Annotated in this window: 11 protein-coding genes; 6 read left to right on the top strand and 5 right to left on the bottom strand. The window is 74.1% G+C overall.

The window, feature by feature from the left end:
• Positions 1-176 precede the first annotated feature (176 nt).
• The gene (locus ACZ3ZD_RS23275; RefSeq protein WP_467400442.1) at positions 177-1,487 is read left to right on the top strand and encodes a sensor histidine kinase; all 1,311 of its coding nucleotides are present in this window, start codon (positions 177-179) and stop codon (positions 1,485-1,487) included.
• 75 nt (positions 1,488-1,562) lie between these two features.
• Here the strand turns inward: ACZ3ZD_RS23275 and ACZ3ZD_RS23270 are convergent, their stop codons facing one another.
• Both ACZ3ZD_RS23270 and ACZ3ZD_RS23265 read right to left on the bottom strand, forming a co-directional pair.
• Positions 1,563-2,093 (bottom strand): SUKH-3 domain-containing protein, encoded by a 531-nt coding sequence (locus tag ACZ3ZD_RS23270; RefSeq protein WP_467400440.1) that lies wholly within the window; start codon positions 2,091-2,093, stop codon positions 1,563-1,565.
• Positions 2,094-2,152: 59 nt separating this feature from the next.
• Entirely contained in the window at positions 2,153-2,668 is a 516-nt protein-coding gene (locus ACZ3ZD_RS23265; RefSeq protein ID WP_467400438.1) for a YwqJ-related putative deaminase, read from the bottom strand.
• Between the two features lie 263 nt (positions 2,669-2,931).
• Here ACZ3ZD_RS23265 and ACZ3ZD_RS23260 point away from each other — a divergent pair, with 263 nt between their 5' ends.
• The 3 genes from ACZ3ZD_RS23260 to ACZ3ZD_RS23250 all read left to right on the top strand — a co-directional run bounded on the left by ACZ3ZD_RS23260 (position 2,932) and on the right by ACZ3ZD_RS23250 (position 7,702).
• The gene (locus ACZ3ZD_RS23260; protein WP_467400435.1) at positions 2,932-3,972 is read left to right on the top strand and encodes an SMI1/KNR4 family protein; all 1,041 of its coding nucleotides are present in this window, start codon (positions 2,932-2,934) and stop codon (positions 3,970-3,972) included.
• Between the two features lie 10 nt (positions 3,973-3,982).
• The gene (locus tag ACZ3ZD_RS23255) at positions 3,983-6,622 is read left to right on the top strand and encodes an SUKH-4 family immunity protein (protein ID WP_467400433.1); all 2,640 of its coding nucleotides are present in this window, start codon (positions 3,983-3,985) and stop codon (positions 6,620-6,622) included.
• A gap of 207 nt (positions 6,623-6,829) precedes the next feature.
• Positions 6,830-7,702, top strand: coding sequence for a cellulose-binding protein (locus ACZ3ZD_RS23250; RefSeq protein WP_467400840.1), 873 nt, complete (start codon positions 6,830-6,832; stop codon positions 7,700-7,702).
• A 28-nt stretch (positions 7,703-7,730) separates the two neighbouring features.
• On the opposite strand, the gene ACZ3ZD_RS23245 is transcribed toward ACZ3ZD_RS23250, so the two are convergent.
• The 3 genes from ACZ3ZD_RS23245 to ACZ3ZD_RS23235 form a co-directional block, all read right to left on the bottom strand.
• Positions 7,731-9,365, bottom strand: coding sequence for a sodium/solute symporter (locus tag ACZ3ZD_RS23245; RefSeq protein ID WP_467400431.1), 1,635 nt, complete (start codon positions 9,363-9,365; stop codon positions 7,731-7,733).
• The gene (locus ACZ3ZD_RS23240; protein ID WP_467400428.1) at positions 9,362-9,778 is read right to left on the bottom strand and encodes a DUF485 domain-containing protein; all 417 of its coding nucleotides are present in this window, start codon (positions 9,776-9,778) and stop codon (positions 9,362-9,364) included. Before ACZ3ZD_RS23240 ends, ACZ3ZD_RS23245 begins: the two co-directional genes overlap by 4 nt.
• Before the next feature lie 256 nt (positions 9,779-10,034).
• A complete protein-coding gene (locus ACZ3ZD_RS23235) occupies positions 10,035-11,531 on the bottom strand; it encodes an MFS transporter (protein ID WP_467400426.1) in 1,497 nt (498 codons plus the stop codon).
• A gap of 545 nt (positions 11,532-12,076) precedes the next feature.
• Here ACZ3ZD_RS23235 and ACZ3ZD_RS23230 point away from each other — a divergent pair.
• Positions 12,077-12,862 (top strand): ABC transporter ATP-binding protein, encoded by a 786-nt coding sequence (locus ACZ3ZD_RS23230; RefSeq protein WP_467400423.1) that lies wholly within the window; start codon positions 12,077-12,079, stop codon positions 12,860-12,862.
• The gene (locus ACZ3ZD_RS23225) at positions 12,859-15,441 is read left to right on the top strand and encodes an ABC transporter permease (RefSeq protein ID WP_467400421.1); all 2,583 of its coding nucleotides are present in this window, start codon (positions 12,859-12,861) and stop codon (positions 15,439-15,441) included. The genes ACZ3ZD_RS23230 and ACZ3ZD_RS23225 overlap by 4 nt, the downstream gene beginning before the upstream one ends.
• The last annotated feature ends 98 nt before the right edge of the window (positions 15,442-15,539 follow it).

Genomic DNA, 15,539 nt, shown 5'->3' with positions numbered 1-15,539 from the left:
GAATGTGTCACATGCATACCGTCTGGGCGGAATGTGGGATTCCGGTGTGGGCGGGGGAGGTTCACCGGTTCGGGGGACAGGGGGTGGTTTCGAGGGTGTTCGGTTGCGCCGTGCCGCGTGTGGAGGTAGGGGAAAGTCACCGGAAAAGCCGCACTCCTCGCCCGTAGGCTGGAGGCATGACCACGACGGGGGAAGACCACGAGAGGGCGTTGACCGGCCCTTGGTGGTGGGTGCGGCGGCGCAGCGCGGTGTTCGACGGGAGCCTCGCGCTGGCGTCGGCGGTGGAGTGCGCGGCGGAGGGGATCCCGTTCGCCCGGGAGGCGGGGATCCCGGCGTCGGTAGGGATCGTGTTCGGTCTGGTCGCCGGTTCGGTGCTGCTGGTGCGCCGGAAGTGGCCGATCGCCGTGGTGCTGGTGGCGATCGCGATCACGCCCGCGGAGATGGGTTTCCTGATGGGCGTGGTCGGGCTGTACACGCTGGCCGCGTGTGAGCTGCCGCGCCGGGTCATCGGGGCGCTGGCGGGGATGTCGCTGGTGGGCACGGCGGTGGTGACGTTCGTGCGGGTGCGCCAGGGCATGGCGCGCGGTGATCTGACGCTGGGTGACTGGTTCGTGCCGTTCGCCGCGGTGACGACGGCGTTGGGACTGACGGCCCCGCCGGTGCTGCTGGGGTTGTACGTGGGGGCGCGGCGGCGGTTGATGGAGAGCCTGCGGGAGCGGGCGGACTCGTTGGAGCGGGAGCTGCAACTGCTCGCGGAGCGGGCGGAGGAGCGGGCCGAGTGGGCGCGTAACGAGGAGCGGACGCGGATCGCCCGGGAGATGCACGACGTGGTGGCACATCGGGTGAGCCTGATGGTGGTGCACGCGGCGGCGTTGCAGGCGGTGGCGCGCAAGGACCCGGAGAAGGCGGTGCGGAACGCGGCGCTGGTGGGGGACATGGGGCGGCAGGCGCTGACCGAGCTGCGGGAGATGCTCGGGGTGTTGCGGGCGGGGGAGGACGCGGGCCGGCGGGCGGCGGCGTCGTTGGTGGCGGTCGGCGAGGCGGCCGCGGAGGCGGCGTCGCGGGCGGCGGAGGCGGTGAGCGCGGCCGAGGGGCCGTGTCTGTCGGAGCTGGACGAGTTGATCGGGCAGTCGGCCGCCGCGGGAATGGTGGTGGATCTGTCGGTCGAGGGGGAGGCGCGGCCGTATGCGGCGGAGGTGGAGCAGACGGCCTACCGGGTGGTGCAGGAGGCGTTGACGAACGTCCACAAGCACGCGGCGGGGGCGAAGACGCATGTGCGGTTGGCGCACCGGGTGTCGGAGATCGCGATGCAGGTGGAGAACGATCCGCCGCCGGAGCCGGCGTGGGCGTCGGCGGCGGGGTTGCCGTCGGGTGGGAACGGCCTGGTGGGGATGCGGGAGCGGGTCCTGGCGCTGGGCGGTGTGTTCGTGTCGGGTCCGACGGACGCGGGGGGTTTCCGGGTGTCGGCCGTGATCCCGGCGGCGTAGGACCCGGGGCCGGGGTGCCACGCCCGGCCCCGGGGCGTTCGAGCCGGGTACGACGGTCCTCCGGGGCGGGCTGTGTCAGCCGGCGGTGAGGCGTACCGGGGGGATGCCGGTGATGAGGGTGGACAGGGCGTGGTCGATGTCGGGGCCGAGGTACCAGTCGCCGGTGTGGTCGATGGTGTAGACGCGGCCTTCGGCGTCGACGGCGAGGAGGGCGGCGGTGTCGGTCTCCTCGCCGAGGGGGCACAGTTCGGTGCCGAGGGCGCGGCCGAGGTCGCCGAGGGTGCGGGCGAGGTGGAGGCCGTGCAGGGGGTCGAGGTGCAGGGCGGCGGGCGCGATCTGGCGGCCGGGGCCGGTGGGGCTGATGGTGAGGCCGCCGAACTCGGCCCAGGCTTCGACGGCTGCGGGGAACACGGTGTGCCGGTGTCCGGCGGGCGAGGTGTGTTCGCGTAGGGCGTCGGCCCAGATCTCGGCCTGCTTTATGTCCCAGCGTCCGGGCTGCCAGCCGGCGGCGCGCAGGGTGGCGTCGACGGGTGCGGGGAAGCGTGCGGGCGGCTGGCCTGGTCGGGCGTGGCCGGGATGGGGGGCGGCGGCGCGGTCGGGGTGCATCTGCCCTTCGTTCGTCTGGCTCGGCGGGTGGTACGCGGTGGTTCGGGGGCGCGGGGGTGTCAGTCGCCGGGTGTGCCGGGGTCGACGATGCGGACGCCGAAGTGGGCGCTGAGGGCGGTGCAGGCGCGGCAGGGGGCGGCGAAGCCGCCGTGCAGGGGGTCGCCGTCCTCGCGTATGCGGCGGGCGGTGAGTTTGGCGTGCTTGAGGGCTTTGCGGGCCTCGCCGTTGGTCATGGGTCGGCGGGTGGCGCGTTTGCTCCGGGCGGCGTCGGCGGTGGTGAGGTGCCGGGAGATGAGGATGGTCTCGGCGCAGCGGCCGGTGAAGCGGTCGCGTTGGGCGCTGGTGAGGGTGTCGAGGAAGTCCTGGACGAGGGGGTGCAGCGCGGGGGGCTGGTCGCCGCGGGCGGCGGTGCCGGTGAGGGTGGCGCCGCGTACGGAGAGGGCGGCGGCGACGGCGGGCAGGATGCCGTCGCGGCGGTGGCGGAGGGCCGGTGCGGGGGGTGTGTCGGTGCCGCTCCAGCCGATGCGGGGGTCGCCGGCCCGCACGTCGGTACCTCCGGTCTGCAACGCGTTCATGATCGTTCTCCCCTCCCCGGGCATGCCCCCGAAGGACACAGGGTGCCAAATGCCGTGGCTGGTGCGGAAGCTGGGGCGGGAAGAGACGCCTGTGCGGGGGCGTGCCGTGACGGCGGGGTGACGGCTGGTCACGAGGGTGGGAGGCGGGGCGGGCGGTGCGGATGCGGCGGGCCGGTGACCGGGGTTCGGGTACCGCATAGGCTGTCGCCATCCGCGATCGACACCGCCGTTCAGGCCAGACAACGCCGCAGGGGGCAACCGCCATGACGACAGGTCGGCTCGGGCTGGGGGCACCGCCCAGCGGCCACGCCGGGGGACCGGCCGCACCGCCGAACGCGGCCTACGCCGGGCAGGTCGTGCACTTCCCGGATCCGGTGCGGGCGGCGCGTCACCCGAGAGGGGTACGGGTCGACGAGCGCGGTTACCCGGATTTCTCGCCGTACGCGCGCGTGGCGGTGGAGATCGCCGAGCCGCCGGAGGGCTTCGGGGTCGACGAGCTGCGGCTGACGGACTACGTGTCGGCGAACGCGGCGCTGGCGGCGACGGGGCACGAGTGGTGGGAGACGGTGTCGGCGGTGGCGACACCGCACGGTTGGACGTGGCACCACGTGGCCGGCACGCGGCGGCTGGAGCTGGTTCCGGTCGAGGTGAAGGCGTTGCTGCGGCACCACGGCGGGGTGGCGACGGCGCCGGTGGACCACGGCAAGCGGGGGACGCGGCCGTTGCAGGAGTCCCGGCCGGCGCACTTCGGGCTGCCGAAGTCGGGGGTGGCGGTGACGGAAGCGCAGGTGCAGGGGGTCGAGGAGGACCTCGGTTACCGGCTGCCGGGTGCGTACCGTTCGTTCCTGAAGGCGGCGGGTGGCTGTGCGCCGGTGGGTACGGCGCTGGACGCCGGGCTGGGACTGCTGCTGGACCAGCCGTTCTTCACGGTGCGGGACGAGGCCGCGGTCAACGACCTGGTGTACGTGAACAAGTGTCTGCGGGACCACCTGACGAAGGACTACCTCGGGGTGGCCTTCGTCCAGGGCGGGTTGCTCGCGGTGAAGGTGCGGGGCGAGCGGGCCGGTTCGGTGTGGTTCTGCGCGTACGACGACGTCCGGGACGTGGATCCCTCGTGGCCGCCGGCGGAGCGGGTGGAGCGGCTGCTGCTGCCGTGCGGGGACGACTTCGACGCGTTCCTGTCCCGGCTGGCGGGCAGCCCGCCGGAGTTGGAGACGGTGGCCCGTCTGATGGTGGACGGCGGTTTCGCCCGTGCCGTGCCGGTGTCCTCCGGTTCGGCGTCGTCCGGCCCGGTGGGGGAGTGAGCTGCGAGCGATGGTGACGTACGCGCAGGCGCAGGAGCGCGCCGAGGAGTGGATCAACGGCGACGTGCCCGCCTACCAGCACCGTGAGGTGCGGGTGCGGGAGTTCGAGCTGGGGTTCGTGGTGTGGGGCGAGGACCGGGCGGAGGGCCCGCGTTCGGACGCGGGCGGCCAGCGGCTGGTGATCGCCCGGGACAGCGGGGAGGCCACGCTGTGGCCGGCGCTGCCGGTGGGCGAGGTGATCCGCCGGTACGAGGAGGAGTACGGCCGTACGGATCCGCAGGACGCGGCGCCGGCGCCCGCGGCCGCGCGACTGGACCTGAACCAGACGTCGTTCCTGCTGACTCCCCCGGAGTGGTTGCAGGAGGCGGCGGACAAGCTGGGGACCGGTGAACAGCCGGCCGGGCGGCCGGAGGTGCCGGCGGGGGCGACGCCGTGGGCCGGTACCGACACGAACGCGGGAACCGGTGACGAGGACCGTTCCGTACCGCTGCCGGCGACGGTGTTCGCGCCGCCGCTGAGCGACCCGGGCGACGCGGTGCCGGACGCGCCGACGGCCCTGATGTCGGGCGGCAGCCAGCTGCCCCCGACGGCGGTCACCCCGGCGCTCGACGTGCCGGGCGCCGACCCCGCACCCTCACCGGGCACACCGGCGTACGGCTACCCGCAGTCGCCGACCGCCCAGGGAACCTCGCCGGAGGGCGCCCCGCCGCAGCCGCCGGCCGGTACCGCGCGGCCTCCGGTTGCCCCGGGTGCCCCGCCGCAGGCAACTCCGCCGCAGCCGCCGACTGCTCCCGGTGCCTCGCCGGAGGGCGCTCCGCCGCAGCCGCCGACTGTTCCCGGTGCCTCGCCGGAGGGCGCGCCGCCGCAGCCGCCGACTGTTCCGGGTGCCCCGCCGCAGTCGCCGGCCGGTGCGCCGTCGTACGGCTACCCGCAGGGTGCTTCCGGGGGCGGCACCGCGCAGTCTCCGGCGGGACGACGGCTGGCGCCGAACGCCGGGGACATCGCGGACGCGGCCACGAGCAAGGCCGCGCCGCCGCCGAAGAAGGCGCGCGGCGGGGTGGGCGCGCCGCCGCCACCCCCGGGCGCGCCCGGCAGGCCGGGCGCCGCACCACCGCCGCCGTCGGCGGGCGGGTACGTCCCGACGCAGCTCGTCTCGGCTCTCGGCCCGGAGGGCCCGGAGGGCCAGGCCGGCCCGGAGGAGAACGTCCACCACGCGGCGACCGTGCTGGCCGACCCGAGCCGGCTGGGCGGGAGCGCACCCCAGGGACCGGGCGTCCCGGGTGCGCCGCAGCCCCCGGGGGCTCCGGGCGCCCCGGGCATGCCCCCCGCTCCGGTCGGCGCGCCGCAGCCTCCGGGTGCCCCCGGCGCCCCTGGCGTGCCCCCGGCGCCTGGCGCCCCCGGTGCCCCGCTGCCCCCGCACGCCCCCGCCGGTCCGGCCGCCCCCCCGCCTCCCGCCGCCCCCAACTCCCCCCACGGGGCCGTGCACCACGCCCAGACCGTGTTGGCCGCCCCGCCGGCCGGCGGGCCGGGTGCCCCTCCGCCGCCGCCCGCCCCCGGCACGCTCGGGGTGCCGGGGGCGCCCGGTGGGCCCGGTGTGCCCCCGAGTGGTCCCGCGCCGATGCCGCCGGGAGCCATGCCGCCCGCCGCCGGGGCGTACGGGTATCCGCCGCAGGCGCAGCCGACGGTGGGGCCGGGGTACCAGGCCGTGCTGCGTTTTCGCGCGCAGGACGGGTCCGAGCAGCAGGTGATCCGGCGTTCGGCACCGGGCACCCCGCACCCGGAGTGGCAGATCTTCCACGAGCTGCGGGCCATGAACGTGCCGCCGGACCAGGTACTGGAGCTGCACACGGAGCTGGAGTCGTGCGCGCTGCCGGGGGCCTACTGCGCGCGGATGATCCGCGAGCAGTGGCCGCAGGCGCGGATCACGTCCATCGCGCCGTACGGCACGGACCACGCGAGCCGGCAGCAGGGCATGCAGCAGTTGCTGGAGCACCAGGGCGAGCTGCACCAGGTGGCCGACGGGCCCGCGCGGCCCGCGCCGGTGCGGGCGCCGCTGCCGCCGGTGCAGGCCGCGCCCCCCGTGCCGCCGGAGGGCATCGCGCAGGAGCTGGCCGCGGCGTTCGGGCCCGGCGTCTTCCGGTTCGAGCAGCAGGCGGTGTCCCGGCAGGGCGTGCCGCCGATCGTGGCGCACACCCTGGTCGTGGCGGGGCTGCCGCTGGACATGGGCCCGTTCTTCTGGGCGCAGGCGCAGCCGGGCCGCCCGGTGCCGACGCTCGCGGAGCTGGCCGCCGAGCGCGGGGTGCAGCCGGCGGCGGACGCGGGGTCGTACCTCGTGATGGGCACCGACTTCGGGAAGGCGATCTGTGTGCAGTACGGGACGGCGAACATCGTGGCCGTGCCCGTGGAGGCCGGTCCGGGCGGTGCGCCGGTGCCGCCGCAGTTCGTGAACTCGGGGCTGCCGGAGTTCGCGCGGTGCCTGGCGCTGCTGGGCCGGATGTGGCGCCTGAGGTACGGGCTGAACCAGGAGCAGGCGGGCCGCTGGACCGTCGACTTCCAGGCGCAACTGGCCGCGCTGGACCCGGCGGCGTTGGGTTCGCCGGAGAGCTGGTGGTCGGTGCTGCTGGAGCAGATGTGGGACGGGCTGCTGTAGCCCGCCCGGTGCCCGCCGGCCGGCTGTGACCCCTTCGGGCCCTTCACGCGCACGCGTGAAGGGCCCGACGTGTTTTCCGGAGCGGGCCGTGACGTGACTGCGGAGTGTCGCGTTATGCACACTTACGCCCTATCCATCAAGATATGCGCGAAATCATCCTGTCGTGCAGGTCCGGTGGAGAGGGGTCCCGAGGTGAGCAGCGCAGCGATGCCGCCCGAAGGCTTCACGACCGTCCGCGGGCGTGGCTACCGCCCCGATCAGGTCCACGCGTACCTGGAGGCGCTGTCCGACGACCGGGACGCCGCCTGGGAGCGGGCCGCCCGGCTGACCGTGCTCGCCAAGGACATGGGCGCGGAGGTCGAACGGCTGCGCGAGGCCGTCGCCGAGCTGGCACCGCAGACCTACGAGACGCTCGGGGACCGCGCCCGGCGCGTGTACCGGCTGGCGCTGGAGGAGGCGGCGGACCTGCGGGAACGGACGCGGCGCGAGGCCGAGGCGCAGGTCGCGCAGGCCGAGGCGGACGCCGAGCGGGTACGCCGGGAGGCGCGGGAGGCGGCGGACGCGCTCCGCTCGGAGGCCGACGAACACGCCCGTCAGCGGCTCCTCGCCGCGCAGGCCGAGGCCGAGGAGATCCGGGTCGGCGCCCGGCGCGAGGTGAAGGCGGAGCGCGCCGAGACGCTCGCGGTCCTGCGCGAGACGCGCCGGCGCACCGTCGGCCTGCTCGCCGAGCACTCCCGGGAGCAGGCCGGGCGCTGGACCGAGGCCGAACGCGCGGAGGCCGAGCAGCAGGCGGCGCTGGACGCCGGGTACGCCGAACGGGTCGACCGGGCCGAGGCCGCGCTGGCCGCGGCCGGGCAGGCCGTCGGGGACGCCGAGGAGTACGCGCGCCGCTCCCAGGAGGAGGCACGCGCGCGTGCCGCCGACATCCTCGCCGAGGCCCACGCGCGCGAGGAGCACATCGCTCAGGAGACGGAGCGGGTGCTGCGCGAGCACGGCGAGGTGTGGGACGACATGCAGGTCCAGATGGACTCCGTGCGCGACCGGCTGATCACCCTGACCGGCAGGGTGGCCAGGGAGTGACGCGAGCGGCTCCGGCTCGGACGCCGGGTCAGTTCCCCTCGCGTGCCGTGCCGGCCAGGATCTGTCCCTCGACCCTCTCGTACTGGCGCCGCTGCCCCAGCGCCGTCGCGCGGCCCGACAGCACCGTGCCCAGCCAGCCGAAGAGGAAGCCGGCCGGGATGGAGACGATGCCGGTGGTGGTGAACGGGAACCAGTTGAAGTCGGCGTGCGGGAACGCCGACGCGGGCGAGCCGGAGACGAGGGTGGTGCCCGGCATCAGCAGCAGCACGGTCAGCGACCCCCCGATCAGCGTGCCCAGCAGACCGCTGCGGGTGTAGCGGCGCCAGAAGAGGCCGTAGACCAGGGCGGGGGCGAGGGCGGAGGCGCCCAGGCAGAACGAGAGCGTGACCAGGGGCTGCAGGCTGTGGTGCTGCACCAGGGTGGCCAGCAGGATCGTCGGCACCCCGATGGCGAGCGCGGAGACGCGGGCCAGGGTCATCTCGCGGCGGGCCGGCATCTCCTGCACCCTGGCCGCGAACACGTCGTGCGCGAGGGAGTTGGCGCACGCGAGGATCATCCCGGCCACCGAGGCGAGCAGGGTCAGGAAGACCGCGGTGGTGACCAGGGTGAACAGGAAGGTCTCCGCCGTCGTCACGTCGGTGCCGAACACCGCGCGCGAGCCCAGCAGGTACGCCGTGTTGCCCTGCGGGTCGGCCGCCGCGATCGCCGTACGCCCGAGCAGGGCCGTGGCGCCGAACCCGACCACGGTGATGATCAGGACGAACAGGGCGACCAGCGACACCGCCCAGGACATCGAGCGGCGCACCTGGCGGGCGCTGGAGGCGGTGTACATGCGCATGGTGATGTGCGGCAGGCAGGCGCCGCCGAGTACGACGGTCAGCTCCGAGGCGATCATGTCGAGGCGGGAGCCGGGTGTCGTGCCGAACTCCAGGCCGGAGTGGAGGAAGGCCGGCCCGGCGCCGCTGCGCCGGGAGGCGGCGGTGAACAGGGCGCCCGGGTCCCAGTCGAAGCGGTGCAGGACGAGGGCGGCGACCACGACGCCGGAGCCCGTCAGCAGCACGATCTTGAGGATCTGGATGAGGGCGGTGCCCTTCATGCCGCCGATCGCCGCGTAGGCGATCATGAGGGCGCCGAGTCCCACGACGCACCCGGTCTTCAGGGACTGGTTGGTGAAGCCCAGGATGAAGGCGACCAGTTGGCCGGTCCCGGCGAGCTGAACCAGCATCAGCGGCAGCAGCGCGGCGATGGTCACCGCACACGCCGTGATCCGTACCGAGCGGCCCGGCAGCCGGCGGGCGAGCGCGTCGCCCATGGTGAACCGGCCCGCGTTGCGCAGCGGTTCGGCCAGCAGGAACATCAGCAGCATCAGCGAAAGCGCCGTGCTGAGGGCGAGGACGACACCGTCGTAGCCGCACAGGGCGATGACTCCGCCGGTGCCGAGGACGGTGGCGGCGGAGATGTAGTCGCCGGCGATGGCGAGGCCGTTGCGCAGCGGGGACAGGGAGCCGTAGCCCGTGTAGAACTCGTCGAGGTCGTCCCGGTCGGGGCCGGTCATGACGCACAGCAGCAGGGTGACGGTGGCGGCGGTGGAGAAGGCGACCAGCGACATGGTCTGGGCGGAGTCGCTGAATCCGGTGACGCCCGGTCCGCCGGCGCCGCTCATCGTGCCGCTCCTCGCCGCGCGTCCAGCTCGGCGTGCCTGCGGATCCGCTCGGCGAGCGGGTCGACGTACCGGCGCGCGGTGTGCTCGTACAGGCCGATCGCCAGCCAGGTGACGGGGAGCTGGAGGAGGGCGAGCAGCAGGCCGGCGGGGATGCCGTCGGTGACGGTGCTCGTCATGACGCCGGGCGCGTACGCCGACAGGACGAGGAAGAGGGTGAAGTAGCCCAGCGCGGTGAGCGTGGCGGTGCGCCGCTGCCAGCGGTAGGCGCTGCGCAGCACCCGCAGATCGCTGTGGTGGCCGAGGGGTTCGCGGGGCGGCCGGCGGGCCGGGCGGACGGGTTCGGGGGGCGCCGGCGGCTGCCAGGGGTAGGTCGGGTGGGGCGGGTACGGGAGGTACGGGGGGTCGTCGGACATCCCGGGGCTCCTTGCGTGGCTCGGGTCCGTGGCGGCGGACCGCAGGGAGGTGGGGGGAACTGAGCCACGCACGCTACTCGCGGAACCGGCCCCGCGCGGCGACTTCACCAAACTGCCCGGTCGGTATGCGCTTTCCCTTCGGCGGGGGCCCGACCTGGGGTGTCACCCGCGTCAATGCCCGGCTGTCCGCACGCTTCCGGCCGCGGTGCGGCTCTTCGGACGGGCTCCGGGGAAGGCCCCTTCCGGAAGGCGGCGTTCAGTCCTGGAGCACCGGGAAACGCCTGGGCGCCACCAGCAGCAGCACCACGAAGGCCACGGCCGCCGCGGCCGCCGCGCCGAGGTAGACCGCGTGGACCGCGTCGGCGATCGCTCGGCGGGTCGCCTCCGGGACCGTGCCGGCGTCCAGGGCGCGGGTGACGGAGTCCAGGTCGCCGGCCCCGCCGAGCCGCGCGGCCAGCACCCCGTTGGCGACGGCGCCGAACAGGGACGCGCCGAGGGTCTGGCCGGTCTGCCGGCAGAACAGCACGGACGCGGTCGTGGTGCCCCGCTCCGACCAGCCCACGGTCGACTGCACCCCGACGATCAGCGGCAGTTGGAACAGTCCCAGCGCGCCGCCCAGCAGCAGCATCAGCAGCGTCGGCTGCCACCAGGACCCGGGGTACGGCAGCAACGGGAACGCGCACAGGACCAGCGCCGCCAGACCGATGCCGAGCAGCGCGGTGTCCCTGAAGCCGATCCGCCGGTACACGTGCTGGCTCAACGCGGCCGTCACCGGCCAGCTGAGCGTCCACACCGACAGTACGAACCCCGCGGCCACCGGCGCGAGCCCGAGCACCGACTGCGCGTACGTCGGCAGGAACACCGCCGGCGCCACCATCAGCAACCCCAGTGCGCCAAGGGACAGGTTGACGGCCGCGATCGTCCGGCGCCGCCACACCCACCCGGGGAGGATCGGCTCCGCCGCGCGCCGCTCCACCGCCACCACCACCCCGGCCAGCGCGAGACCCGTACCGAGCAGCGTCAGCGACGGCACCGACAGCCACGGCCATCCGACCCCGCCCTGCACCAGCGCGGTCAGCAGCACCCCGCCGCACGCGAACACCGCCAGCGCGCCCGCCCAGTCCACGCGCGCGGGACGGGCGTTCTCCCGCTGCGGCTCGTTCAGGTGACGGACGATCAGCCACAGGGCGGCGGCGCCGATCGGCAGGTTGACCAGGAAGATCCAGCGCCAGTCGGCGTACGCGGCGAGCACCCCGCCGAGCCCCGGACCGGCCACCGCGGACACCGCCCACACCGTGGACAACCTGGACTGGATCCTCGGGCGCTCCGCCAGCGGGTACAGGTCGGCGGCCAGCGTCTGCACCGTGCCCTGCAACGCCCCGCCGCCCAGGCCCTGCACGATCCGGAACGCGATCAGCGCCCCCATGTTCCAGGCCGCCGCGCACAGCACCGACCCCAGCAGGAACACGGCCGCGCCCACCACCAGCACCGGCTTGCGGCCGAAGGTGTCGGACAGCCTGCCGTAGACGGGGAGCGTGACGGTGACGGCGAGCAGATAGCCGGAGAACAGCCACGAGAAGACGGAGAACCCGCCGAGGTCGCCGACGATCTGCGGTACGGCCGTGGAGACGACGGTGGAGTCGAGCGCCGCCAGGGCCATCGACAGCATGAGCGCGGCGACCACCGCGCCCCGCCGCCCGGTGCCCTGGCGCCGGTCGGCTCCGCCGCGTATCGCCGGTGTCGTACGCCCCACCGCACACCCCTCCCGCCGCTCCCCGCCGGAAGCTACCCCGGTGGCCCCTGCATCCATGTCCGCGACGACAGCTTTCCACGGGCGGCCGCCTCGATGCTGACGCGACGGAAGGGTGGAGGCCAGCCGCGCCGAAGGGTGGAGACGGCCGCACCGAAGGGTGGAGACGGCGCCGGGGAACGGCTCCACCCTTCGGTGGAGCGCCCCTAGGGGTCCCCTCCGTACCACGTCTCGGGGCCGGGTCGTCCCCCCGGAGGACGCGCCCGGCCGGGCCCGCTCCCTAACCTGGCTTCACGACGTGGCCTCACGGGCTTCGACTTCACGAACCCGGCTTCACACCCCGGCTCGGACCCCTCGCTCCACGCCGCTGGGGGGCGGCGGACCGTACCGGCGGGGGTGGGGTTTTCCCCCCGGAAAGACGGGGCTCCGCACCAGCGCGCGGCGCCCGCGCCGACCGCGAGACTCATCGGCACGACCCAGGACGGTGCCCGGAGCACCGGGCACCCTGGCACCGACCACGACCTGTTGACCGACATAGGAGACATACCGTGACATCGGCTGTGACCATTCCCAGGCACGGGGGCACTGGAGGGCCGGCCGTCGCAGCACGGGCGCGGCAGGTCGTGAAGGCGTACGGGTCGGGCGAGACCCGTGTCGTCGCCCTGGACCACGTCGACGTGGACATCGCGCGCGGCCGGTTCACCGCGATCATGGGCCCCTCGGGCTCCGGCAAGTCCACCCTGATGCACTGCCTGGCCGGCCTCGACACCGTGACGAGCGGCCGGATCCACCTGGCCGAAACCGAGATCACCGGCCTGAAGGACAAGAAGCTCACCCAGCTGCGCCGGGACCGGATCGGCTTCGTCTTCCAGGCGTTCAACCTGCTGCCGACGCTGAACGCGCTGGAGAACATCACGCTGCCCATGGACATCGCGGGCCGCAGACCCGACCGGGACTGGCTGGACCGCGTGGTCGCGACCGTCGGGCTCGCCGGGCGCCTCAAGCACCGCCCCTCCCAGCTCTCCGGCGGCCAGCAACAGCGTGTCGCCGTGGCCCGCGCGCTCGCCGCCCGCCCGGAGATCGTCTTCGGGGACGAGCCGACCGGGAACCTCGACTCGCGCGCGGGTGCCGAGATCCTCGGCTTCCTGCGCCGCTCGGTGGACGAACTCGGCCAGACCATCGTCATGGTCACCCACGACCCGGTGGCCGCCTCCTACGCCGACCGCGTGCTCTACCTCGCCGACGGCCGGATCGTCGACGAGATGTACCAGCCGACGGCCGATCAGGTCCTGGACCGCCTGAAGGACTTCGACGCCCGGGGGCGTACGTCATGACCGTCCTGAAGACCTCGATGCGCAACTTCCTCGCGCACAAGGGCCGCATGGCGCTGTCGGCGGTCGCCGTCCTGCTGTCGGTGGCGTTCGTGTGCGGCACGCTCGTGTTCACCGACACCATGAACACCACCTTCGACAAGCTGTTCCAGGCGACCGCCTCGGACGTGAAGGTCAGCGCCAAGGACTCCGCCGACTCCGGGGAGACCACCTCCCGCACCGGCAGGCCCCCGGCCCTGCCGGCCTCCGTCGTCGGCGAGATCCGCAAGGCCGACGGCGTGCGCTCGGCCGAGGGCACCGTGTTCTCCACCGCGGTGACCGTGGTCGACGCCCACAAGGACAAGCTGTCGCCCAGCAGCGGCGCTCCCACCATCGTCGGCAGCTGGAACGGCAACGACGCCCGCACCATGGAGATCACTTCCGGTACGGCGCCCAGGGGCCCGGACCAGGTGATGGTCGACGCCGACACCGCCGACGAGCACGGCCTGAAACTGGGTGACGGGATCGGCCTGATCACGGCCGTCGGCACCCACCACGCGCGCGTGTCCGGCATCGCCGCCTTCAAGGTCACCAACCCCGGCGCGGCCGTCTTCTACCTGGACACCCCGACCGCCCAGCGGACCCTCGTCGGCCGCACCGGCGTCTACACGGACGTCAACGTCACCGCCGCGCGGGGCGTGAGCGACGCCCGGCTGAAGCGGAACGTCCTCGCCGTCCTCGGACACGACTACAAGGTGCAGACCGCCAAGGAGGTCGCCGACGCCAACCAGAAGAACATCCAGAGCCTGCTGAACGTCATGAAGTACGCGATGCTCGGCTTCGCCGGGATCGCCTTCCTGGTCGGCATCTTCCTGATCATCAACACCTTCTCCATGCTGGTCGCCCAGCGCACCCGGGAGATCGGCCTGATGCGCGCCATCGGCTCCTCCCGCCGACAGGTCAACCGGTCCGTGCTGGTCGAGGCGCTGCTGCTCGGCGTGGTCGGCTCCGTGCTCGGCGTCGGCGCGGGCGTCGGCATCGCCGTCGGTCTGATGAAGCTCATGGGCCGGATCGGCATGCACCTGTCGACCGACGACCTGACCGTCGCCTGGACCACCCCCGCGGCCGGCCTGCTCCTCGGCGTGATCGTCACCGTCCTCGCCGCCTACCTGCCCGCCCGGCGCGCCGGCAAGGTCTCCCCGATGGCCGCCCTGCGCGACGCCGGCGCCCCGGCCGACGCCCGGGCCGGCGCCGTCCGGGCCGGCCTCGGCCTGCTCCTCACCGCCGCCGGCGGCTGGAGCCTGTACACCGCCGCCACCCACGACCAGGCCAAGGCCGGCTCGCTCTGGCTGGGCGTCGGCGTCGTGCTCACCCTGATCGGCTTCGTCGTCATCGGACCACTGCTGGCCGGCGGCCTGGTCCGCGTCCTCGGCGCGGTCCTGCTGCGCGTCCTCGGTCCGGTCGGGCGGATGGCCGAGCGCAACGCGCTGCGCAACCCGCGCCGCACCGGCGCGACCGGCGCCGCCCTGATGATCGGCCTCGCCCTGGTGGCCTGCCTGTCCGTGGTCGGCTCCTCCATGGTGGCCTCCGCCACCGACCAGCTCGACAAGACCGTGGGCGCGGACTTCATCATCCAGGGCGACCAGGAGTACAACCTGGTCAAGCCCCAGATGGTGGAGAAGATCAAGGACACCCCCGGCCTGGAGCGGGTCACCGAGTACAAGCTCCTGGACGCCACCCTGAGCACGCCGGACGGCCGTGTCGTCAGGAACGAGACCATCAGCGCGGCCGACCCCGGCTACGCGCGCGACCTGCGCACCAAGACCGTCGCCGGCGACCTCGCCGACGCCTACGAGCCCGACTCGATGTCCGTCTTCGAGGGCTTCGCCAAGGAGCACGGCATCACGATCGGCTCCACCGTCACGGTCGGTTTCCGGGACGGCCGGGCGGCGAAGCTGACGGTCCGCGCGATCACCAGCGACGAGGTCGTCGTCGACAAGGGCGCGATGTACGCCTCCATCGCCACCGCCGCGCGGTACGTGCCGGCCGACCGGATGCCCCTCGACCAGCTGGTGTTCGCCACCGCCCGGGACGGGCAGGAGGCTTCCGCCTACCAGGCGCTGAAGTCGGTGCTGCGCGACGACCCGGCGCTGACCGTGCGCGACCAGACCGACTACAAGAAGGCACTGAAGGACCAGATCGGCCAGCTGCTGAACATGATCTACGGCCTCCTCGCGCTCGCCGTGATCGTCGCGGTCCTCGGTGTGGTGAACACCCTGGCCCTGTCGGTGGTCGAGCGGACCCGGGAGATCGGCCTCATGCGGGCCATCGGCCTCTCCCGCCGCCAGCTGCGCCGCATGATCCGCCTGGAGTCCGTGGTGATCGCCCTCTTCGGCGCCCTGCTCGGCCTCGGCCTCGGCATGGGCTGGGGCGCGACCGCCCAGAAACTCCTCGCCCTGGAGGGCCTGAAGGTCCTGGAGATCCCCTGGCCGACGATCACCGCGGTCTTCGTCGGCTCCGCCTTCGTGGGACTGTTCGCCGCGCTCGTCCCGGCGTTCCGCGCGGGCCGCATGAACGTGCTGAACGCCATCGCGACGGACTGACATCGCGACGGACCGACACCGCGACGGACCGAACGACCAGCGGCGCGGACCGCACCGACGGCCACCGCACACGGGGGATGCGGGGGCGGACCCGGCGC

Source organism: Streptomyces sp. NPDC023481 (assembly GCF_055560195.1).
Note: the sequence above shows the minus strand (reverse complement) of the source record. Positions and strands in the feature narration are given on the sequence as shown.

What these genes read in the sequence shown, in the direction of transcription:
- ACZ3ZD_RS23275 (WP_467400442.1), top strand. Translation starts at nt 177, where the DNA reads ATGACCACGACGGGGGAAGACCACGAGAGGGCGTTGACCGGCCCTTGG.
- ACZ3ZD_RS23270 (WP_467400440.1), bottom strand. Translation starts at nt 2,093, where the DNA reads ATGCACCCCGACCGCGCCGCCGCCCCCCATCCCGGCCACGCCCGACCA.
- ACZ3ZD_RS23265 (WP_467400438.1), bottom strand. Translation starts at nt 2,668, where the DNA reads ATGAACGCGTTGCAGACCGGAGGTACCGACGTGCGGGCCGGCGACCCC.
- ACZ3ZD_RS23260 (WP_467400435.1), top strand. Translation starts at nt 2,932, where the DNA reads ATGACGACAGGTCGGCTCGGGCTGGGGGCACCGCCCAGCGGCCACGCC.
- ACZ3ZD_RS23255 (WP_467400433.1), top strand. Translation starts at nt 3,983, where the DNA reads ATGGTGACGTACGCGCAGGCGCAGGAGCGCGCCGAGGAGTGGATCAAC.
- ACZ3ZD_RS23250 (WP_467400840.1), top strand. Translation starts at nt 6,830, where the DNA reads ATGCCGCCCGAAGGCTTCACGACCGTCCGCGGGCGTGGCTACCGCCCC.
- ACZ3ZD_RS23245 (WP_467400431.1), bottom strand. Translation starts at nt 9,365, where the DNA reads ATGAGCGGCGCCGGCGGACCGGGCGTCACCGGATTCAGCGACTCCGCC.
- ACZ3ZD_RS23240 (WP_467400428.1), bottom strand. Translation starts at nt 9,778, where the DNA reads ATGTCCGACGACCCCCCGTACCTCCCGTACCCGCCCCACCCGACCTAC.
- ACZ3ZD_RS23225 (WP_467400421.1), top strand. Translation starts at nt 12,859, where the DNA reads ATGACCGTCCTGAAGACCTCGATGCGCAACTTCCTCGCGCACAAGGGC.